The organism is Bifidobacterium platyrrhinorum (assembly GCF_010667645.1).
GTDB lineage: Bacteria > Actinomycetota > Actinomycetes > Actinomycetales > Bifidobacteriaceae > Bifidobacterium > Bifidobacterium platyrrhinorum.
In genome coordinates this window covers 1-19,189 of sequence record NZ_WHZV01000003.1, presented here as the reverse complement: position 1 = coordinate 19,189, position 19,189 = coordinate 1, and the positions used below count along the sequence as shown (strand labels likewise).

At 66.3% G+C, this 19,189-nt stretch carries 15 protein-coding genes and 1 tRNA gene; 3 read left to right on the top strand and 13 right to left on the bottom strand.

What is annotated here, in order from left to right:
• Nucleotides 1-78: 78 nt before the first annotated feature.
• From GFD21_RS04535 to GFD21_RS04525, 3 genes are all read right to left on the bottom strand, one after another.
• Nucleotides 79-978 (bottom strand): helix-turn-helix domain-containing protein, encoded by a 900-nt coding sequence (locus GFD21_RS04535; protein WP_163196762.1) that lies wholly within the window; start codon nucleotides 976-978, stop codon nucleotides 79-81.
• Between the two features lie 185 nt (nucleotides 979-1,163).
• Nucleotides 1,164-2,204 carry an NAD(P)-dependent alcohol dehydrogenase gene (locus tag GFD21_RS04530; protein WP_163196761.1) on the bottom strand — a complete coding sequence of 347 codons (1,041 nt, stop codon included), beginning with the start codon at nucleotides 2,202-2,204 and terminating at the stop codon, nucleotides 1,164-1,166.
• Nucleotides 2,205-2,317: 113 nt separating this feature from the next.
• On the bottom strand, nucleotides 2,318-3,622 hold the full coding sequence (locus GFD21_RS04525) for an MFS transporter (protein WP_163196760.1): 1,305 nt from the start codon (nucleotides 3,620-3,622) through the stop codon (nucleotides 2,318-2,320).
• A 363-nt stretch (nucleotides 3,623-3,985) separates the two neighbouring features.
• Between GFD21_RS04525 and GFD21_RS11255 the strand changes: the two genes are divergently transcribed.
• Nucleotides 3,986-4,114, top strand: coding sequence for a hypothetical protein (locus tag GFD21_RS11255; protein ID WP_263862643.1), 129 nt, complete (start codon nucleotides 3,986-3,988; stop codon nucleotides 4,112-4,114).
• Between the two features lie 460 nt (nucleotides 4,115-4,574).
• On the opposite strand, the gene GFD21_RS04520 is transcribed toward GFD21_RS11255, so the two are convergent.
• The 3 genes from GFD21_RS04520 to GFD21_RS04510 all read right to left on the bottom strand — a co-directional run bounded on the left by GFD21_RS04520 (nucleotide 4,575) and on the right by GFD21_RS04510 (nucleotide 7,678).
• Nucleotides 4,575-4,976, bottom strand: a complete 402-nt coding sequence (locus GFD21_RS04520) for a VOC family protein (protein WP_163196759.1) — start codon at nucleotides 4,974-4,976, stop codon at nucleotides 4,575-4,577.
• Between the two features lie 178 nt (nucleotides 4,977-5,154).
• Nucleotides 5,155-6,519 (bottom strand): MFS transporter, encoded by a 1,365-nt coding sequence (locus tag GFD21_RS04515; RefSeq protein ID WP_163196758.1) that lies wholly within the window; start codon nucleotides 6,517-6,519, stop codon nucleotides 5,155-5,157.
• 154 nt (nucleotides 6,520-6,673) lie between these two features.
• The gene (locus GFD21_RS04510; protein ID WP_163196757.1) at nucleotides 6,674-7,678 is read right to left on the bottom strand and encodes a zinc-dependent alcohol dehydrogenase family protein; all 1,005 of its coding nucleotides are present in this window, start codon (nucleotides 7,676-7,678) and stop codon (nucleotides 6,674-6,676) included.
• 317 nt (nucleotides 7,679-7,995) lie between these two features.
• On the opposite strand from GFD21_RS04510, the gene glgX reads away from it, so the two are divergent.
• Nucleotides 7,996-10,695, top strand: coding sequence for a glycogen debranching protein GlgX (gene glgX, locus GFD21_RS04505; RefSeq protein ID WP_163196756.1), 2,700 nt, complete (start codon nucleotides 7,996-7,998; stop codon nucleotides 10,693-10,695).
• Nucleotides 10,696-10,835: 140 nt separating this feature from the next.
• Here the strand turns inward: glgX and rpsI are convergent, their stop codons facing one another.
• From rpsI to GFD21_RS04470, 7 genes are all read right to left on the bottom strand, one after another.
• Nucleotides 10,836-11,327 carry a 30S ribosomal protein S9 gene (gene rpsI / locus GFD21_RS04500; RefSeq protein WP_163196755.1) on the bottom strand — a complete coding sequence of 164 codons (492 nt, stop codon included), beginning with the start codon at nucleotides 11,325-11,327 and terminating at the stop codon, nucleotides 10,836-10,838.
• A 20-nt stretch (nucleotides 11,328-11,347) separates the two neighbouring features.
• Nucleotides 11,348-11,797 (bottom strand): 50S ribosomal protein L13, encoded by a 450-nt coding sequence (rplM, locus tag GFD21_RS04495; RefSeq protein ID WP_163196754.1) that lies wholly within the window; start codon nucleotides 11,795-11,797, stop codon nucleotides 11,348-11,350.
• A gap of 352 nt (nucleotides 11,798-12,149) precedes the next feature.
• Entirely contained in the window at nucleotides 12,150-14,315 is a 2,166-nt protein-coding gene (gene malQ / locus GFD21_RS04490) for a 4-alpha-glucanotransferase (protein ID WP_163196753.1), read from the bottom strand.
• 81 nt (nucleotides 14,316-14,396) lie between these two features.
• On the bottom strand, nucleotides 14,397-15,038 hold the full coding sequence (locus GFD21_RS04485) for an AbrB family transcriptional regulator (protein WP_404801556.1): 642 nt from the start codon (nucleotides 15,036-15,038) through the stop codon (nucleotides 14,397-14,399).
• Nucleotides 15,035-15,676 (bottom strand): IMPACT family protein, encoded by a 642-nt coding sequence (locus tag GFD21_RS04480; protein WP_163196751.1) that lies wholly within the window; start codon nucleotides 15,674-15,676, stop codon nucleotides 15,035-15,037. The genes GFD21_RS04485 and GFD21_RS04480 overlap by 4 nt, the downstream gene beginning before the upstream one ends.
• Nucleotides 15,676-16,674 carry an NAD(P)-dependent oxidoreductase gene (locus GFD21_RS04475; protein ID WP_225431692.1) on the bottom strand — a complete coding sequence of 333 codons (999 nt, stop codon included), beginning with the start codon at nucleotides 16,672-16,674 and terminating at the stop codon, nucleotides 15,676-15,678. The genes GFD21_RS04480 and GFD21_RS04475 overlap by 1 nt, the downstream gene beginning before the upstream one ends.
• 229 nt (nucleotides 16,675-16,903) lie before the next feature.
• Complete coding sequence (locus GFD21_RS04470; protein ID WP_163196749.1) at nucleotides 16,904-18,307, bottom strand: CapA family protein; 1,404 nt, start codon at nucleotides 18,305-18,307, stop codon at nucleotides 16,904-16,906.
• A gap of 627 nt (nucleotides 18,308-18,934) precedes the next feature.
• On the opposite strand from GFD21_RS04470, the gene GFD21_RS04465 reads away from it, so the two are divergent.
• Nucleotides 18,935-19,022, top strand: a tRNA-Ser gene (locus GFD21_RS04465).
• Nucleotides 19,023-19,189: the final 167 nt, after the last annotated feature.

Below are 19,189 nucleotides of genomic sequence, written 5' to 3'. Positions count from 1 at the left end.
GTTTTCGCGGTTGCGAGACTATCATAGCGCTTGCATACACAACGGCGTGCATGCATTATTCTTTTCATCGTCTCCCCTCTACCGGGCCGCATGGAGCCGCCTGTAGGCGGATGGCGTCATGCCGGTCTCGGCGCGGAACCGGCGGTTGAAATTGGAGGCGTTGTCGTATCCGCTCATGCGTTGGATCTTCGATACGGGCATGTCCGTGCAGGTCAGCAGGCGGCATGCGCGGCCGATGCGGAGCCTCCTGACGAAATCGGCGAATCCTATGCCGGCGACGCGTTTGAAGAACCGGGAGAACGTCGACACGCTCATCGACGCGGCCGCGGCGGCATCCGGCAGGTTCACGTCGTCCAGATGGTCGGAGATGTACGATATGGCCGCGTTGATGCCCTGTTCGGCGCCGGCCGCGACCGCGGGATTATACTCGGGCGCGACCACGGTCCGGCTCTCCCCGGCGGGAGCGTGTTCGAACACCGACAGGATGGCGACGAGATCGGCGACACGGCGGGCGGGATCATGATCGCCCATCGCCACAAGCAGGTCGCCCGCCTCCCGCGCCGCGTCTCCGGACAGCACCAGCGCATGGGCCGACCGGCGCATCACCTGCTCGAAGCCGTAGGTCTCGGGGAACGCCGCCATCAGCATGCGGATGGTCTGCGGACGGACATGGCACAGCACGTCACGGTGCCGCAGCCGTTCGCCGGGGATGACGTCCGACAGCCAGTTGTGCGGCAGATTCGAGCCGATCAGCGCCACATGCCCGGCCTCGAAAGGCATCAGGCCGTCACCGGCCATCAGCTGCCCGCTCCCCTCGCGGATGAGGTGGATCTCGATCTGCGGATGATAATGCCATCGCGCCAACGCGCTCGGGTAGCCGTGGCTGGCCCAGCGGACGGCGGCCTCGCCGTCCGGCACGATGACCTCCAACGTCCCCGAGTCGAGATGCGGCGACGCTCCCATAGCATGCGAATCCATTGCCCGAATCCTCCCATCGCCCGGTCGTCATCCACTGTATACGGCTTCCCCGTCCGACGGGGACGGCCGGCGGCCGACCGACGAGATCCGGCCGACTCCGGGGAGCGGGAGGAGGGGAAGGAAACCCGCTCCACGCAGGAAGTCGATCGAATCACGTCGGCCTGCCGCCGGCCGGAAGCCGCGGATCAGCGATGGTCGACGGTGATCTGCAGCTTGATGTCGCCCGGACGGCCCTCATCCATACGGTCGAAGGCGGACTTGGCGTCCTCCATGGCGAACGTGTCGGTGATGAACGGCTTGAGGTTCAGCCTGCCGCTGTCGACCAGGTCGATGGCCTTCTGGTACACGTTGGCGTAGCGGAAGATGTTCTCGATGCGGACCTCGGTGGCCTGCAGTTCGGTGATGTCGATGGCGACCGGATTGACCGGGATGCCGACGAGCACGGCGCATCCGCCCGGCGCGATGAGCTTCCAGAAGGTCTCGTAGGCCTTCGGGGCGCCGGAGCATTCGAACGCCACATCGGCGCCCCATCCGCCGGTCTCCTCGCGCACGCGTTCGACGAGGTCCTCCTTCGCCAGGTCCACCGGGATGACGCCGGGAATCCGGCCGATGATGCCGAGCTTGACCTCGGACACATCGGAGACGAGCACCTTGGAGGCGCCGCCGGCCAGCGCGGCCGAGGCGGTGAGCATGCCCACGGTGCCCGAGCCAGTCACCACGCACACGTCGCCGGGCTTGATGCGCGCCTTGGTCGCGGCCCACATGCCCACCGCCGTGGGTTCGAGCAGGGCACCTTCGCCGAAGCTCATGGAATCGGGCAGATGGTAGGTGAACGCGGCCGGGTGGATGACCTCCTCGCACAGGCAGCCGTCGATCGGCGGAGTGGCGAAGAAGCGGACGGCCGGATCGACGTTGTACATGCCCAACCGGCTGGCGCGCGAGCTCATGTCCGGGATGCCGGGTTCGAGGGCGACGCGGTCGCCGGGCTTGAATCCGGTGACGCCCGGGCCGACTTCGAGCACGGTGCCGGCGGCCTCATGGCCGAGGATCATCGGCTGCTCGACGACGTACTTGCCGACGCGCCCATGCGTATAGTAGTGCAGGTCGGAGCCGCATACGCCCACGGTGTGGGGGGCGATGCGCAGTTCGCCGGGGCCGGGCGCCTTGACGTCCGGCACCTCGCGCACGTTGATGACGCCCTGCTTCTCCAGAACTACGGCCTTCATGATCGATCTCCTTTGTTTGTTTGTTGGGTTGTTGATTGGGTTGGGTTGGTTGGTTGGTTTGTTGGTTGGTCCGCCGGGCGCCCGGCGGCCCGTCCCGGCGAACGGCAGCCCGGTCAGGCCGTCGCGGCCTCCATGGCTGCGACGCCGCCGGACGGTCGGCCGACCGGAGCCAGACGTCGTCCACGTTCGTCGAATCCGGGCTGCTTCGGCCGGATGCCCAGGGAGACGACGGAGCCGGCGATGTAGCAGATCGCGTACGCCCAGCACACGCCGGCGAAGCCGACCGTCTCCAGCAGCATCGTGGCGATGAACGGGCCGCAGAAGGTGGTGAGCCCGGAGGCGAGGTTGTGCGCGGAGACCGCAGCGCCCTTGTGCTCGGGCTCCAGCGCGGGGAACACCGCTCCCATGGGCACGAACGCGGAGATGCCCATGCCGAGCACCACGGCGCACAGATACATCAGCGGCAGGTTGCGGCCGAAGAACTGGGGCACGTAGTACATGGCGAGCGTGCCGAGCGCGGAGAGCCAGCAGCCCCACCAGCGCATCTGGCGCATCCAGCCGAAGCGGTCGCCCATGCGCCCCCAGAACACGTTGCCGAACACGGTGACGACGAAGAGCAGACCCCAGATCGTGGACCATTCGGTGACCTTGAACCACGCGCCGCCGCCATTGGTGTGGGTGGCGAGATAGAGCGGCATGATGACCGGGAACCCGTAGAGGGTGAGGTTGCAGATCACGCGCAGCACGGCCGCGAAGGCGATCTGACGGTTGTCCTTGAGGATGGTGACGCCGCGGGAGAGCTCACGCAGCTTGTCGGCGGTGCTCATGGACTCGAGTTCGGCGTTCGTGGTGTTGGGCACGAGCATGACGCAGATCAGGGTTCCGACGATCGAGAACGGCAGCGACATCCACAGCGAATAGTATTCGCCGATCATCGGGGTGATGAACGCGGGAAGATACGCGCCGAAGACGCCGATGCCGAAGGAATACGAGGTCCAGAACCAGCCCATGGCCGAGGCGAGCCTGCCCGGGTCGACTGTCTGCGCGAGCAGCACCACGAAGCTGTAGATGAACAGCGGATAGCCCATGCCGCGCAGCATGTACGACACCAGCATCAGCGGGTAGATATGGCTGGGAAGCGCCACGCCGATAAACACCAGATGCAGCGCGATCCACGAGACCGCGCCGACGAGCATGATGCGCTTGGCCCCGAACATCTCGGCGAGCACGCCGGACGACCAGCCGGCGAGCGCCGCCACCAGCCCGTACATGGTGAACAGCAGCGACGCCTGGGCCGAGCTGAACCCCTGATCCACGACGTATTTGGACAGGAACGTCAGTTCGAAGCCGTCTCCCGTCATGAACACCGCGATCGCCAGGAATCCCGGTATCAGCATTCTCGTCAGCCCTTTGGCCATGGTCGTCTCCTTGTCAAAACCTCGTTGTCCTGTTGCCGCCCCTCGTTGAAGCGTTAATACAAGTGTCCGGCCAGAAACAGCGGGTTTTCCCCGCACGCATGCGCAGTAATTGATACTTTTTTGCACGCGGTGCGCATGGAGTCCGATGCACGGGACGCATGCCCGGAAGGCGGATCCGGAAACGCCGATCCGGAACGCCGATCCGAAAGAACGCCATTCGTCCGCCGACGCTTCCCATCCCCATGGAAACCATCTTCCATAAAGCGGCTTTACTTAAGTCGGCGTCAAGGTCTACCCTTGGGAACCGACGGGCGGAGACGCCGCCCGAATGCGCCACAGGCGCACCAACGAAAGGAGATCATCATGATGAGCGGAAAGAAGTTCATGGCGGCAGTTATGCGCGGATTCGAGGCCAGCGGCGTGAGCGCCCTCGCCCAGGCCGGCTACAGCGAGGCCACCACCAAGGCGTTCGAAGCCATCGAAAAGCGCTGAACACGGATCATCATCCGACGGCGATGCGGAGCACGGACAACGGAGTCCCTCCCACCATTCGCCATCACGCACCACGCGAGAGACATTATTCTCCGGCAATCATCCACCAGACCGGACATCCCTATTCATCGGACCTGATTCCACCTCTCCACCGGCCCCGACAACCCCGCCGGCGTCGATCGCGCGTCAATTCCCCCAGCCCAAACACCCGGAATCCGGACTCTACAGCGTCAAATACCCGTTTCGATGGGCCCAGAACGGGTATTTGACGCCGCAAACAGCCGATAACGGGGGGTTTCAGCCGGGATGGCGGGAACGGCATCACCCCGCCCGCATCAAGGCATCCGGCGACGACACGCCCGACGATCACCATATACACGACAACACGGCCGTGGGCCGGCGCACCTTGCAATGCGCCGGCCGACGGCCGTGTTGGTTGGTCAAGAGGGGATGACGGAGACTACTTCACGATCTGGCAGAATTCGATGGTCTCGCCGTTGGGGCCGTAGACGTTGAAGTATCGGATGCCCTTGTCCCAGAAGCTCGGAATGGACTGGATCTCGGTGTCCTTGAGCTTGAGGCCCAGCTCCTTCGCGTTGGCGAACGCGGCCTCGATGTCCGGGGTGTCGAACGCCCAGTGGTTGATGGCGCCGGTGGTCATCGGCGCGGGATCGCCCTCCCAGGTCTCGATGGTCAGATGCCCGTAGCGCAGGAACGCGCAGCGGTTCCCGCCGTTGTGGAACAGGCCGGCGAGTTCGAAGCCGAGCTTCTCGGTGTAGAACCCGATGGTCTCGTCCAAGTCCTTGGCGGGCATGCCGGAATGCTGGAAATCGGTGGTGAATGCGGTCATTTTCTCGGCCATGATAATGCTCCTTCACATATGGCTATATGGCGCGGCGGTTGCGCGGACGGTCTCAGGGTAGCCCGGCGATTCCTACGGCATGGTCGACGCCACGCCGCGGGAATCGTCGGATGATGGTGTTTTGTCATCGTTTTCCGAAATGGCGCCGGAACCGGCGATGAGGGGATGGGAGACGCGTTCAGGCCACGGCGGCGGCCTGCGCGGCCACGGTCACCTCGATCGGATGGGACGCGACGGCGTTCCCGGCCGCCGTTTCGGCGGATTCCGGCTTCGTCTCCTTGATGCGGTGGCCTTTCTCGTCGAAGCCGGGCTGCTTCGGGTGCAGGGTGCAGGTGAGCAGCAGCGCCACCACATACAGCGCGGCGTACGTCCAGCAGATGCCTTCGATGCCGATCGACGGCAGCAGGACCGTGGCGATGCCGGGGCCGACGAACGTGGTGAGGCCGGCGGCCAGGTTGTAGGCGGACAGGGCCGCGCCCTGCTTGCCGGGGGCCTCGAGCGTCATGATGGTCGGCAGGCAGGAGAACGCGCAGGTGCCGATGCCGACGATGATGGAGGCGACGATCATCATGGCCGCGTTCGCGCCGAACCACCGGGGAATGTAGTAGAAGGCGACGGATCCGACGGCGAGCACGCCGCAGCCGAACCAGCGCATCGGCCACACCCAGCCGAAGCGGTCCATGAACCAGCCCCAGAAGGTGTTGAAGATCAGGGTGACGACGAACACGAAGCCCCAGATGCGCATCCATTCCTCGGTGCGGAAGATGTTGATGCCGCCGTATTTCGTGGTGCACAGGTAGAGCGGCATGATGACCGGGAAGCCGTAGAGCAGCAGGTTGTTGATGATGCGGATGACGGCGCACACGGCGATCTTGCGGTTGGTGACCAGGATGGTGGCGCCGTCGGTGAGCTCCTTGAGCTTCTCCTTGGTGCTCAGCCCCTCGCCCTTGACGACCTTGTTCTTCGGCACGAACAGGAAGCACATGATCGTGCCGACGACCGAGAACGGCAGCGCGAACCAGAAGGTCCGGTATTCGCCGAAGTGCGGCATGATGAAGCTCGGCAGGTAGGCGCCGAACACGCCGATGCCCAGCGAGAAGCAGGTCCAGAAGAAGCCGGTGGCGGAGGCGAGGCGCGCGGGGGTGATGTACTGCGCCATGAGCACGACGAACGAATAGATGAACAGCGGATAGCCGATGCCGCGCACCGCGTAGACGGCGAGGATGAACGGGTAGACGCCGCTGGGCAAGGCGAGGGCGAGGAAGACCAGATGGACGCCGATCCACCAGCAGGCGCCGAACATCATGACGCGGCGGGCGCCGAACATCTCGGCGAGCACGCCGGCGGTCCAGCCGCCGAGCGCGGCGAACAGGCCGTAGACGGTGACCAGGCCGGACGCCTGCGCGGCGGTGAATCCCTGGTCGACCATGTATTTGGACAGGAAGGTGAGCTCGAAGCCGTCGCCCGTCATGAAGATGGCCACGGCGAGGAAGCCGAGGAGCAGCACGCGGGGGATGCCGAACTTTTCGAAGAAGCGAATCATGGATCAATCCCTACATAACGTCGTTGTCGGATGGGAGGCCGCCTCACGATGATGGCACGGCGATCGGACGGCGAGGCGGAAAGAAAAGAGCGACGGCCGCCGGGGAAAAGGGGAAAACCGGCGGCCGGGTCTTGGAATGGAGCCGGGTTCGGGATCAGTGGGCGAGCTTGACGACGGCCTTGGAGACGCCGGTGATCTTGCCGTCGAGGAAGTCCTGGACCTGCTCGAGCTCGAGCTCGTGGCTGATGAGCGGGGCGACGTTCATCTTGCCGGATTCGAGCAGGCTGATGGCGTCCTTGAAGGTGAGCGGGTTGATGAAGGAGCCCTGGATGGTCAGCTGCTTCTTGTAGATGTCGTAGGTGTTCATCTCGAAGTGGGCCTCCTGCGGGCCGACGCCAAACATGAGCACCTGGGCGCCCTTGTTGGCGGCGGCGACGGCCTGGGCCTGGGTCTGCGGCAGGCCGACGGCCTCGATGATCACGTCGTAGGCGCCCTCCGGAATGGATTCGCGGGTGGTGTTGTAGATGTTCTTCACGCCGAACAGCTCCTGGTTGCGCTTGAGCTTCTCGTCGAAGATGCCGGCGAGGTCGACCTGGTGCACGCCGTAGGCCTGCACGATCTGGGCGAAGAGCTGGCCCATGAAGCCGTCGCCGATGACGAGGGCCTTCTGATACGGTTTGAGCTTGAGGAGGTCGACGCCGTGCACGGCGCAGGAGATCGGCTCGATGGCGGCGGCGTCCTTGAGGGAGACGTTGTCCGGCAGCTTGTAGACGACGGTGGCCGGCGCGGTGAACTGCTCGGCGAGACCGCCGTCACGGGTCACGCCGACGGCGGACAGGTGGTCGCACAGCTCCGGGCGCTGGGTGAGGCAGAACTCGCACTGGCCGCAGTAGATGTTCGGGTCGACGGCGACGCGGTCGCCGGGCTTGACGTTGGTGACCTCGGAGCCGATGGCCTCGACGACGCCGGAGTTCTCGTGTCCAAGGACGATCGGCGGGACGGCCGCGGCGGAGCCGGGGCGTCCGGCGTACAGGTCGTGGTCGGTGCCGCACACGCCGGCGTAGGCGGTGTTGATGAGCACCTCGTTCGGCGCGATCTCGGGGGTGGGCAGGTCCTGGATCTCGAACTGCTTGACGCCGGTGAGCACGAGTGCCTTCATGATGGTTCCTTTCGATGCGGCCTTCGACTGCGAAGGCCTTGGTTGTTGCCGTTGTTTCTTCCGTCGTCGCCGACGGTGTTGAAGTTCGTTCATCCCGCGTTCCCTGCGAGGTGTTGAATCACACTATAGCTTTTTCTTTTTTGTTTTGCAAATTCGTTTTCTAAAACCAAATAGCATCGGCGTGTCGGGACGCACCATGCCGGAACGCACCATGCCGGAACGCACCATGCCGGAACGCGAACATGGACCACACCGACCGCATCGCCCCAGGAATCCCCCGGGAAAGCAGCAAAACCCCACACGTCTACAATGGGTGTATGAGAAACCCGCCATTGCATCGCTACGCCACCCGCCCCGGCTTCTACTTCACCGAGGACGGCGGCGCGGACGTCGTCGTCCGTTCCGAAACCGCCGATCAGGTGTGGTTGAGCGTCATCGAATCACTCGACGATCCCACCGCGTTCTACCAGGACGCCATCCGCCTGTTCCCCGTACCCAACGTGCCGTTCGTCGACCAGATCCGGGAGTTCCCCGTCTGCATGCGCATCATCGAGGACCAGTACGTGCGCGAGACGCTGTTCCGCATGCACGGCCCGAACTACGGCCTGTGGTACGTGCACATCCCGAAGGCGTGGAGCGGCATGCGCTACGGCTTCCGCGTCGACGGCGCATGGGATCCGCGCCGCGGCGTGCGCTTCAACCCGTACAAGCTGCTGCTCGACCCGTACGCGAAGGGCATCGACGGGAAGATGGAGCTCTCCCCCGCGGCTTTCTCCTACGAATGCGAGGTGAAGGACAACCGCGTCATGGGCTCGGCGTTCGGCAACATGAGCACCGTCGACTCGCTCGGGCACATGCCGCTCTCCGTGGCCATCGACGACCGCGACAAAACCAAGCACGACGCCGACCCGGACCACCCGCACATCCCATGGAGCAAGACCGTCATCTACGAGCTGCACGTCAAGGGCTTCACCGCGCAGGCGCCGTGGCTGCCCGAGGAGCTGCGCGGCACGTACGCGGGCCTCGCGCACCCGACCACGGTCGCCTACCTGCAGGGGCTCGGCGTCACCTCCATCGAACTGCTGCCCATCCAGGCGAAGCAGCCGGAGGTGTTCCTCCAGGAACGCGAGCGGCCCAACTACTGGGGCTACAACACGCTCGGCTACTTCGCCCCCGAACCCTCATACGCCACGAAATCCGCACAGGAGCGGGGCGCGGAGGCGGTGCGCAACGAGGTCATCGACATGGTGCGCGCCCTGCACGAGGCCGGGTTCGAGGTCATCATGGACGTGGTCTACAACCATTCGTGCGAAGGCGGCGTGGAGGGCCCGACCGTCTGCTGGCGCGGCCTCGACGCGATCTCCACCTACCGCCGCCAGAAGAACAACATCGGCCGTCTCGAGGACACGACCGGCTGCGGCAACACCTTCGACTTCACGAACACGCACGTCGTCACCTTCGCGATCGACTCGCTGCGCTACTGGGCGAAGCGCATCGGCATCGACGGGTTCCGCTTCGACCTGGGCGTCTCGCTCGCCCGCCTCAACGGCGAATTCACGCAGCATCACCCGTTCCTGTACGCGCTGCGATCCGACCTGCTGCTCGGTAACCTCAAACTCACCATGGAGCCGTGGGATCTGGGCAATCTGGGCTGGCGCACCGGCCAGTTCTCGGTGCCGTTCGCCGAATGGAACGACCGCTTCCGCGACACCACGCGCCAGTTCTGGCTCACCGACGTGGAAAGCGGCGGACGAGTGGGCCGCATCGGCATGCAGGAGATGGCCACGCGACTGTGCGGTTCGGCGGACCTGTTCGCCACCGATCCGGGCCGCGGCGCCGCCTCGTCCATCAACTTCGTCGCCTGCCACGACGGGTTCACGCTCACCGACCTCACCCGTTACGCCAACAAGCACAACGAGGCGAACGGCGAGAACAACAACGACGGATCGAACGTCAACAATTCCGTGAACTTCGGCACGGAGGGCGAGACCGACGACGTGACGATCGTGGCGCGGCGCGAACGCGCGGCGATGAACATGCTCGGCACGCTGCTGCTGAGCCTCGGCACGCCGATGATGCTCGCCGGCGACGAGTTCGGCAACTCGCAGGACGGCAACAACAACGCCTACTGCCAGGACAGCCCGATCAGCTACCTGAAATGGGATTGGCTGTACCAGCCGAAGAAAAGCTGGCACATGCACCGCCTCGAGACGGTCTCGAAGCTGGTGGCGCTGCGCAAGTCGCTCGATCTCTACCATCAGGAGGGCTTCTTCACCCGACTCACGCAGCTGGGCCTGCTCAAGCCGTCGAGCCGCATTCAATGGTTCCTGCCGAACGGCACCACGCCGATGGAACGCGACTGGTTCGACCTGGGGCAGCGCAGCTTCGCGATGCAGCTGCTCGACGCCAGCGAGACCGATATCCTCATCGTGATCAACGGCGTGCCGGAGGACAAGCAGTTCCGTCTGCCCTCCGACAACGAATGGACGCCGGCCTGGTGCTCGGCGGAAAGCACCGGCCACATGCCCGGCCGCGGCATGAAGGTCGCCGACCTGCAGCTGGAGGGGCAGCCGACCGTATGGACGTACAGCGTGCCCGAGAACAGCGAGATCCACACCCTGGTGGAGCGCATGCAGGACGGCGCCGACGGCGCGACGGCGCGTCAGCTCAGCGACGCGCTCGACGCGGACATGCGCGCCATCGCGCACGCCGAAGCCGCGGCCAAGGCGGAACGCGAGCAGGCGCGACAGGCGAAACAGGCCGCCGCCGCGACGCATGCCATGTCCGGCGAGGACGACGACGCCTTCTCGGCGGGCGCCAACATCGCCGCGTACCGCGCGCACGCACGCAATACGCAGCGCACGCCCCAGCAGCAGATGCAGTCGCAGCCGCCCGCCTCATCGGACCCGTCGCAGACGGCGCCCGACGCGACCGGCGCGGCGACGGATGCCGAACCCGATATGAACGTGTGGACGTTCCCGGCGTTCAGCATCTCGCTGATGAAACAGCTCGGCTGACCCCTCCGAGCCGGCACCGAGCCGGCTCGGGCCCGCGGCGACTCCCCGAATACGCAGCAATCCCCGAATACGACGGAACCCCGCCACCGAACGAACGGTGACGGGGTTCCTGCGCATATGGGCAGCACGCCCAAGCGAAATCAACGCTTGGAGAACTGCGGGGCGCGGCGGGCCTTGTGCAGACCGGCCTTCTTGCGCTCGACGACGCGGGCGTCACGGGTCAGCATGCCGGCCTTCTTCAGGGCGGCACGGTTGGCGTCGCGATCGATGGCGTTCAGCGCACGGGCCACGCCGAGGCGGATGGCGCCGGCCTGGCCGGTGGTGCCGCCACCGTCGACGAGGACGACGACGTCGAACTTGCCCTCGAGCTTGAGGAGCACGATCGGGGAGTTGACCTCACGCTGCAGCAGCTTGGAGGGGAAGTACTCCTCCAAGGTGCGGCCGTTGATGGTCCACTTGCCGGAGCCCGGGATCAGGCGGACGCGGGCGACGGCCTCCTTGCGGCGACCGGTGCCGTAGCCCGGTTCGATCGCGGAGGTGCCGGTGCCGGCGCCGGCGTTGGTCTCGGTGGTGTAGCTGGTGAGCTCCTCTTCGGTTTCCTGAACCGCGGAGTTGTTGGTGTTTTCAGCCATGTTCTCTATCTCCCTTCGGTTCACTTAGCCTGCTGAGAAACCTGCTGGATCTCGAAGACCTGCGGCTTCTGGGCGGTGTGCGGGTGGGCCTCGCCGGCGAACACGCGCAGACGACCGAGCTGCACCTTGGCAAGACGGTTCTTCGGCAGCATGCCCTTGACGGCGGTGGTGATGATGCGCTCCGGGTTGTGCTTGAGCAGCTCGGCGTACTTGTCGCGACGCAGGCCGCCGGGGCGACCGGAGTGCGTGTACAGTTCCTTGCCCATCTTGTTACCGGTCAGCGCGATCTTGTCGGCGTTGATCACGATAACGAAGTTGCCGGAATCGGCGTGGGGCGCGTAGGTCGGCTTGTTCTTGCCGCGCAGCAGGGTCGCAACCTGGGAGGCGAGACGACCAAGCACCACGTCAGTGGCATCGACGATGTACCAGTCATGAGTCAGATCAGCTGGCTTCGGGGTGAAAGTCTTCACTGTTCTACCTTTTCACTATTGTGTTCCGGGTTTCGGCTGCTCGGCGTGCGCTTGGTTGGGGCGCGCGGCCCGAGAGGCCTCGACCTCTTTATCCGTGGGCTCCCTGAAAGTCCTCGGTGGCGAGTGGGAAAGCGCTTTGAAGGACCCCTTAGGGAAACACAACAATCCACTAGTATATCGCCGGGCCTGACATTGCCCCGGGCGTGTCGCAGCACCGGGGCGGTGCCGGGGGCAGCCCGGGCCGGCCCCGCGACATGCGCGGGGATACGCGAGGAGCCCCTCGCGAGGAGGGGCTCCGGAGACGATCGGTTCGGGCCGGCAGCCGGCGGCGGCAGGTACCGGCCGCCCGCCGTCAGTCGTTCATGATCTTCGCGATGCGCTGCACGGACTCGCGTTCGAACAGGCCCTCGACCGGCACGACGTTGCCGTCGCCGTCGCCGAGCGGGATGCGCCAGTTCGGGTACTCGTTGTTGGTGCCCGGCTGGTTCTGCGCGCGCCTCTCCCCCACCGCGTCGGTGACGGAGGCGGCGAGCAGCTTGCACGGCGAGCCCTTGAGCGCGCGGTACTGGGCCTCGATGATGTCCTGCTCATGCTCCTTGCGGTGCTCGGCGAAGTCGGCGTCGAGGTAGCCGTTGCGCACGAGCATCTCGAGCATGGCGTCCTGCTCGGCCATGGCGGAACGCTCGAACTCCTCCTTGGGACCGGCCAGCAGGCCGAGGCGCTCGCGCAGCTCGACGTGCTCCAGCTCGAGGTAGCCGGCCGCCGGCGGCAGGTCGTGGGTGTTCACCGAGGCGAGCGCGTAGGGACGCCAGTCGGCGGGGGCGCGGAACTTGCCGTCGCGCTGCTCGAACCATTCGACCGCGCAGCCGAGCAGTCCGTGCTTGGACAGGGAGTCGGCCACGTAGGCCGGCACGACGCCGAGGTCCTCGCCGACGACCACGCCGTCCGCACGGGACGCCTCGAGCGCGAGGATGCCCAGCATGATCTCGGAATCGTAGTGCACGTACGCGCCGTCCAGCGGCTTGCGGCCGGCGGGCACCCACCACAGGCGGAACAGGCCCAGGATGTGGTCGATGCGCACCGCGCCCGCGTGCGCGAACATGTTGTGCACGAGGTTGCGGTAGGGGGCGTAGCCGGTGTTCTCCAGCGCGATCGGGTTGAGCGGCGGCTGGCTCCAGTCCTGGCCCTGCTGGTTGAACATGTCCGGCGGGGCGCCGACGGTCGCGCCCTTGGCGAAGTTCTCCGGATGCCACCACACCTCGGAGCCGAGCGCATGCACGCCCACGGCCATGTCGGCCATGACGCCGATGCGCATGCCGGCCTCGCGGGCCTGCGCCTGCGCGCGGTCGAGCTGCTCGGTGGCGATCCATTCGAGCCAGCGGTAGAAGTTCAGCGTGTCCGGGAACTGCTGCTTGAGTCCCTGCACCTCGGGCGAGTCCTTGGTGAACTTGCGTTCCCAGTTCTCCGGGTCCATGCTCGGCGCGCCCCACTTGTCGTAGCACAGGCACCAGGTGGCGTAGCCCTCGAGGTCGTCGCCGGCCTTGGCGCAGAAGTCGGAGAACGCCTGCTGGCGTTCCGGGGAGCGGCCCAGCTTGAAGATGATCCACAGCGCGTGCATCTTGGCGCGCCACATGCCGTCGCGGTCGATGAGCTGCGCGTCGCCGTTGAGCGGTTCGACCGAGGCGTGCAGCTGCTGCACCTGCTCGAGGCTCTCCTTGCCGAGCAGGTTGTACTCCTCGATGGATTCGGGCCGGATGTAGGTGAAGTTCAGCAGTCCGCGCGAGATCGGCAGGTACGGCGACGGGGTGAGCGGCGAGACCGGCTCGGCGGCGTGCACCGGGTTGATGAGCGCGAAGTCGCTGCCCGTATGGGCCTTCGCGTCCCTGAGCAGGTCGGCGAGATCCTGGAAGTCGCCCACGCCCCACGAGTCGGCGGAGCGGATGGAGTACAGCTGCGCCATCCAGCCCCACAGGTGGCCGTCCTTCATCTCGTCGAGCAGCTCGACGCGGGAGGGCGCGCTGATCAGCGTGGCGTCCTGCCTGCGGCCGCCGACCTCGACGTGCAGCGTATGGTAGCCGGCGGGCAGGTCCGCCGGGATGACGATCGCGGAGGTGGTGATGAACTTGTCGTTGAGCACGTAGGCCTTGGCGCCGTCGCCCGCGCCGAACGCCAGAGGCTTGCCATAGTCCTCGCCGTTCTCCAGCGTGATGCGCGCGGAGGGCAGTTCGAACACGCCGTTGTTGACCAGCACGCGGGTCTCCTCGCCGACCGTGTGCAACACGGTCGGGGCGACCAGGCGGCTGCGCCGGGAATCCTTGATCTGCTTGGTCGATCGCGCGATCGCCTCGTCGTTCGAGGCGTCGACGCCGAGCGCGGCGAGCACGGCCACCAGGACATCATCGTCGATCTCGTGGTAGTCGTCGCTCATCCCGACGTAACTGGTTCCGATGCCGACCAATTTGGCCAACTGGATCAGCGGACGGGCAAGACGCTCATCACTTTCCGTTCTCTCAGTCATGGTTCCCAGTGTAACGCTGATGTGGAGAAAACGCCGACGCCACGGTCATCCACGCAAGGTGTCGTACACTTCACCTCCCGTTCAGCCGTTGGCCACCTGCGAGGCCCTCCTCCTGGCCACCGCGTGACGCACCTCCTCGGAGGGGTCCGCGGCCAATGATTCCAACGTCTCCGGGGTGACGTTCGGGTTGAGCGCCACCGCGCGGCGCACCATCGACGAGAGCACGGCGGGGGCGTCCGGCTCGAGCTCGGTGCCCAGCGTGGCGAGGAACGCGAGCGTGGCCGCGTCCACCTCCGGGTTCTGCGCGCCCTCGAGGCGCATCTTCCACGAGGTCTTCTTGTTGCGCAGCGCCGTGTCGCGCACCTCGGCGACCGGGTCCTTGGTCAGCCGGCCCACCAGCCAGTTCTTGTCGCTCGCGTTGCCGGCCACCGCCTTGCGCACCGCGGGCTCCGGGTCCGCCGCCAGCTTGACCAGCACGTTCGGGAACGGCATCGTCTCGGCGAGGAACACGCGGTCCTCCACCGGGGTGTTCGGATTGCCGCCCACCGCCTCGAGCAGTGCGGTGGCGCGGGAGAACGCGGCCTGGTCGGCACGGTCGGGCAGGTCGCGGCGCGCGAACTCGGACAGTTCGGCGGAATCGGTGGAATGGCGCAGATGCTCGTAGGTGACGGTCAGCGGTTCGAAGTCGGTCATGCGCCCCAGCTTAGCCGAGACGCGCCTCAGCCGAGGGCGACGGCCCGGTTCACCATGTCGATCGGCTCCGGCGTGACGGTCGCGTTGAACGTCTCGCGCACGAGGTCCTCGAAGCGCGCGGCGGCGTCGGCCGGCAGCGACGCGACGAGCGTGACGTCCGCCGCGTACGTCTCGTCGGACTGCATGCCGTCCAGCGAGGCGAGGATCTGCCCGAAACGCTTGAGCTGCGGGTACTGCAACGCGACGAGATACCGCCGGCACGGCACGATGGCCGCCTGCCGGGCCGCCTTGACGGCGATGGACGCGCCGGTCGAATACGCGCGGATGAGCCCGCCCGAACCGAGCAGGATGCCGCCGAAATAGCGGGTCACGGCCACGACGCAGTCGGTGAGGTCGTTCGCGCGGATCACGTCGAGGATCGGCTTGCCGGCGGTGCCGGACGGCTCGCCGTCGTCGCTCATGCGCTCGGCGACGCGCCCGTCGGCGCCGCCGCACACCGCCGCGTAGGCGACGTGGCGCGATTTCGGGTGCAGGTCGCGGATCGTTTCGACGAAGGCGAGCGCCTCATCGAGCGAATCCACGTGCGCGGCGTCGCCGATGAACTCGGATTTCTTCTCGACGAACGCGTCATGCGCGGGCCGGTCGACCGGATCGAGGATCGTGCGCATCAGGTCTCCGCGTCGTGCTCGGAGACGACGACGTTCATCTCGCCGCCGGTGAGGAACGCGCGCGTCGCCTCGACCATCTGACGCGTCAGGTCGACGAACGCGCCGTCGGTGCGCCAGCCGACGTGCGGCGTCAGGACGACGCCGGGCAGACGGCGCAACGGATCGTCCGCCGGCAGCGGTTCGCGGTCGAACACGTCGAGCGCGGCCGGCACGTCGCCGCGTTCCAGCCTCGCGAGGAGCGCGCCGGGGGCGATGACCTCCGCGCGCGCCGTGTTGACGAACAGCGTGCCGGGCTTCAGGTGCGCGAGGTTGTCGGCGGTGATGAGGCCGCGCGTGGCGCCGTCGATGAGCGGCAGATGCACGGAGACGACGTCGGAGCCGTCGATGAGCGCGTTCAGGTCGTCGACGGGCGTGACGCCCGATTCGGCGAACCGGCTTTCCGGCGTGTGACCGGAACGCCACGCGGACACCTCCATGCCGAACGCGCGGGCGATGCGCGCCACGGTGGCGCCGATGCCGCCAAGGCCGATGATGCCGAGACGACGGCCGGAGAGCTGGCGGCCGTCGGCGAGCGCGCCCGACCATCCGCCCGCCTTGATGCCCGCGTCCAACGCGCCGGCGTGGCGCAGCAGTTCGAAGATGAGCGCGAAGGTGTGTTCGGCCACGGCCGCGTCGCCGTAGTGCACGGCGTTGCACACGCGCACGCCGAGCTCGCGCGCCAGGGCCAGGTTGATGTAGCTGGCCACGCCGGTGCCGGAGAAGACGATGCAGCGCACGTGGCCGCCCTCGCCGCCGCGCACGCCGCCGCACAGGCGGCGCAGCAGCCGGTCGGACAGGTGCGGCCCGCCGTTGAGCATGACGTCCGCGTCGGCGCAGCGGGCGGCGATGAGGTCCTCGTCCTCCGTGAAATCGCCGTACAGGCGCACGCGGGCCACGTCGCGCAGCATGTCGAACCGCGCGGTGAGCGGCGCGACCATCGAGTCGAGCACGGCGGGCATGACGACCAGCGGCAGGTCGGGGCGGTCGGGCTGCGTGTCGGCGATGACGGGGTGGGCGGCGTCGTGGAGGGCGTCCGGGGTGTTCGGGGCGTTTGGGGTTGCGTTCCCGGGGTGGGTTTCGGGCCCGGTGCCCGGAGTCTCGGTCTTCTCGGTCTCGGTCATGGCTTCACCTTACCGCCGGGAGTGTGCCGGGGACGTTGCGGCCGGGTCGCCGGGGTTCCCACCGGGTCTACTTGTCCTGGTCCGCCTGCCCCGTTTGTTGCGCCTGCTTCGCCTGTTGCTCGGCGGTGATGTTCCATTCGCGCACGACGTTCGGGTCGGCGCCCATCTTGTAGATGACGTCCGAGATGCGCTGGCGCTGTTTGGCGTCCTCCGCGTCGTTCCAGCAGGTGCCGTCCGGATGGTCGGAGGAGATCGGGCACCACACGTACTGGCCCTGGCGCATGTTCGCGGTAGGCAGCCAGTCGATGCGGTTCACGCGCCACGATCCTTTGACGCCCTTTTTGCCGGCGAACTGGATGCGCGCCGTCATGCCCTGGTTGTTCACCTCGTTGCCGGGGATGTACGAGGTGACGGTGACCGCGTTGCCGGTGCCGTAGATGATCCACGTGTTGTTGTAGTGCTCGATGGGCTGCACGCAATGGCATCCGGCGCCGTAGATCACGTCGAACGCGCCCGTGTCGGCGAGCTCGTGCGCCTCGGACACCTGCCACGAGTCGGCGTCGTCGAGATACTCCTGCACCGAATGCATGGAGATGGCGACCACGTCGGCGCCCTGCTCGCGCGCCTTGTTCGCCTTGTCGACCGCGCGCTGGATGTCGGAATCATGGTGCGGGTCGCCGTCCTCGCGTAGACGGTCCACCTGCCAGTCCTGGTCGGCGCTCATGCCGTTGAGCGACACGGTGCCGGTGACGAGGCCCAGCTTGCCGCCGCCGGTCGGCGAGTCGATGACGAGGGGCTTGACGGAATCCGCTTCGGTCTTGTACGAGCCGGTCTGCGCGATGCCCTCCGATTCGAGCGTGTCCCACAGGCGGGCGATGCCGTCGGCGCCCTGGTCCCACGAATGGTTCGTGGCATGCGTGCACGCGTTGTATCCCACGTGCTTGGCGGCGTCCGCCACCTCGGGCGGGATGTTGAAGATCGGATAGGCCGAGTAGGGGCCGCCGCGCGGGGCGATCGGCGTCTCGAACTCGCATACGGAGATGTCGGAGGCCTGGATGTACTTCCTCATCGGTTCGAACAACGGGTCGAAGTCGAACGCGGTGCCGTCGGTGGCGGACGTGTTCGGTCCGGCGAAATGCTCCCACAGGCCCTCATGGAACAGCAGGTCGCCGTTGACGAGCATCGAGATGCAGTCCGTGTCCGGGCAGTCCGGGGAGTTGCCGTGATGTTCGGCGGCCGGCTTGGGGGCGGTCTCCGCCTTGTCGAGCGCGGAGCCCGATGCCGTGTTCGAGACGGAGGCGCCGCCGACCGGGCCCGCGCCGAAACCGAGCCTGCCCGTGGAGACCGCCCACGCGCCCACGCCGAGCACGACGGCCAGCAATGCGACCAACGCGACGGCCGCGGCGATCACGGCCCTGGACGGCTTTTCCTGCAACGGCGCGTGACGCCCATGTCCGTTGATATGGTTCATCCTTCTCCCGCCTTCCCCGACCGGCCGCCCTCTCCGCGGCCGTCGTGGCTCCCTGCGTTTCCCGCATCTTCTGCGACTCTCGTATCACGAGCGTATCGCCCGGTGCCCCCGTACGGGGTTCGCGCCTCAATATCCAGAACCGTGCCGCATCCTCCGCGATGGAGGAGCCCATCCGGGGGGTGGCGTACCCGTCCAGGCCGCTCACAATCCCTCCTGCACCGAACTCAAACAGACGGCTCCGGCCTGATCCGTCCAGGCCGCTCACGTCCCCTCCACACGACCCGGCTCATGCGCCTCTGCCGGCCCCTCCACCGGATATGGTCTCCATGGCTCACCCATCCGTTTCCACGCACACGCCGCTCCCACGTCGCACCCCGCCCCACGTGAAGTTATTGTGAGATATTGCTCGTTTTGATGTGCGGTGTGTGTGGGTGTCGCGAAAACGGTTGGATTAGACTTGACCGCGGAGACGGACGGACAATGGCGTACCTCCGGCTCCGCCTACATGCGTCATCGCATGAGCATGAAGCGGGGTCGGAGTTTTTTCTTTGCCCGTTTTCCGATTTCGGCGGGTCACATCCGCGCGATGGTGTATAGTTGCATGCTGTTGTGCTTATTGCACAATGTGGAGTGATGCCTGAGTGGCCGAAAGGGGCACCCTGCTAAGGTGTTAGCTGCTTTGAGCGGCTCGGGGGTTCGAATCCCCCTCACTCCGCAAGACAGGGATTCATGGTTCGCCATGAATCCCTTTTTTCATGCCGAAAACGGCGGCATTGGGCCTATAGGAACTAAACGTGGTGTTTTAGGGGTTAAGTAAAGAAACGTGGGTCTTATCCGCGCGTGTCATCGGCGTGGCGTGGATTATTTTGAGCGTCCTGCCCA